Annotated in this window: 1 protein-coding gene; it reads left to right on the forward strand. The window is 41.7% G+C overall.

The annotated features are described in order from the left end of the window. Positions 1-2646: PocR ligand-binding domain-containing protein (locus VN429_RS04320; protein WP_325630171.1), on the forward strand; the 2646-nt coding region annotated here is incomplete at its 5' end. Between the last annotated feature and the right edge of the window lie 34 nt (positions 2647-2680).

The raw sequence follows: 2680 nt of genomic DNA on the forward strand, positions 1-2680 counted from the left end.
GAATTAGTAGTGAATTGCAGGAGAAAAAACGGGGAAGTTGCTACCTGCAGGCTTCATTCAAACCTTCTGAATATGAATGGAAAACCGTTCATATTAGTTAGTTTTCAAGATATCACTGAACAAGAGGAGATAGATGCTACCCATCAGATGCTTGTCAGGAGCATGGTGGGTACAACTGGTTTTAATGCTCTCAAAATCGTTTCTGAAACAATCATCTCGCGGATACATGCAGATTGTGTTATGATTGGGGAGATAGATTCAGATAAAGAAACTGTTCAGGTTGTTTACATGCTCCTTGATGATAAGGAGATACCAGGGATTTCCTACTCGTTAAAAGGCACACCATGTAAACGCGTAATAGAAAAAGGATTTTATGTCGTTCATGACAATGCAGCAAAAAAATTCCCTGATAGCAAAAAATTACAAGAACTCAATATCAGGGGATATGTGGGAATAGCGCTAAAAAATTCAAAAGGGGAAATAATCGGGGTCCTTTGTATCCTTTCCCGTACTCCACTGTTGCCACTTCCTGCTCTCCAGGAAACACTCAACATTATTGCAGTAAAAATATCATCAGAAATTGAACGAATCCAGATGGAACGTGCTCTCCTGGAGAATCATCGAAAACTTGACAATGCCCTGGATCTTGCCCATATGGCAACATGGGAGTTTGATGTGTCATCAAAGATGTTCACCTTCGATGACAGACTATACTCTCTTTACGGGACAACCGCAGAGCAAGAAGGGGGATACAACATTTCTTTTGAAGAATATCTCCGGGTGTTTGTTCATCCCTCTGATGTTCATCGAGTTCTGGAAGAAATTCCGAGGGCACTATCAGCGAAAGAACCGGATTTTAGTACCAAACTGGAACATCGAATCATCAGGCGTGATGGAGAAATCCGGTTTGTTATTGTCCGATACTCCACAAACCATGATTCGTATGGAAATGTTTACAGGATCCAGGGTGCGAATCAGGATATTACTGAGCGAAAACGGGCTGAGGAGGCACTGGAAAGGAGAATTGTAGCTTTAACCCAGCCCATGACCTCAGTGTCAAGTATCAGTTTTGAAAACCTATTTAACCTGGCAGATATTCAACGTCTTCAGGATGAATTTGCTGCAGCTACCGGGGTTGCGTCGATTATCACTCAAGTTAATGGATCTCCAATTACCAATCCGAGTGGATTTTGCAGGTTATGTCGTGATATTATTCAGAAAACAAAAATCGGATTGGAGAAATGCATTCGGTCAGATGTAGCGATATGTCTGGCTCCATCAACCGGGCCTGTCATCAAGCCCTGCTTGAGTTGTGGTTTATGGGATGCAGGCGCCGTAATATCGGTTGGTGGAAAAACTATTGCCTGCTGGCTTGCTGGCCAGGTTCGTGATGAGACACAGACCGAAGAGCAAATACGAATATATGCTCGTGAAATCGGAGCAGATGAGGAGGCTATGGTAGAAGCATTCCGCGAAGTTCCGGTCATGTCTCATGAAAGGTTCATCAAAATTGCAGAGTTCCTCTACACTTTGGCAACTCAGTTATCATCAATTGCATACCAGAATGTTGAGCAGGCACGGTTTATTACACAAAGAAAAGATATCGAGAAAGCTCTCTGCGATAGTGAGAGTCAGTACCGAAATGTGGTCGAAGATCAAACTGAATTAATATGCCGTTTTTCTCCTGACGGGCTACTTACTTTTGTGAATGGGGCTTATTGCAGGTACTTCTACCTCGATCCAGAGACTTGTATTGGAAAGCATCATTCGGTTATAGTCCCTCCGGAAGATTATGTTCTCATGAAGGAGACATTTTCCAGGATTTCTCCAACAAATCCTATTGTGACTATTGATAACAGGATCATAATGCCTGACGGAAGTATACGGTGGCAGCATTGGAGTGATCGTGCAATTTATAATGATTCTGGAAAGGTCATTGAGTTTCAATCTGTTGGTATGGATATTACGGATAGAAAACAGATGGAGGAAACTTTCCAGGAAGCTAATAAAAAGCTCAATCTTCTGACAAATATTACCCATCATGATATTAAGAATCAGATGACCGCACTTGATGGGTACCTGGAGATATTGAAGACTGATATGACACTACCTGATGAAGCTCAGAAATACCTACAAAAGACTTCAGATATTGTTGATACCATTCGCCATCAGATTGAATTTACAAATATTTATCAGGATTTGAAAAAGCAACAACCAAGGTGGCAGAATCTGGGAGATTCAATTCGAAAGGCTATTCTTGATCTTGATATATCCCATGTTCAGGTATCTGTTTCTGTTCCCGATGTGGTCATGGTATATGCTGATCCAATGTTCCCAAAGGTCTTTTTCAATTTAATAGATAATGCCCTGCATTATGGGGGTCCGGCGTTGAAACGAATTGTAATATCTAATAAGGTCATGGACGACTTCCTGGTGATTGCCTGTGAAGATAATGGTATTGGCGTTGCCAATTCTGAAAAGGAAAAAATCTTTGAACGTGGGTATGGAAAGAATACCGGGCTCGGTCTTTTTTTAATTAGGGAAATATTAGGCATTACCGGGATGACCATCCGAGAGACAGGCATCCCGGGCAAGGGGTCATGCTTTGAGATCAAAGTTCCAAAAGATTCCTGGAAGAATGGGTAATGATAGATTGTATTATGCAGAAGATGCACGGTTC

It is taken from the genome of Methanospirillum sp. (assembly GCF_035560735.1).
In the GTDB taxonomy this organism is placed as follows: domain Archaea; phylum Halobacteriota; class Methanomicrobia; order Methanomicrobiales; family Methanospirillaceae; genus Methanospirillum.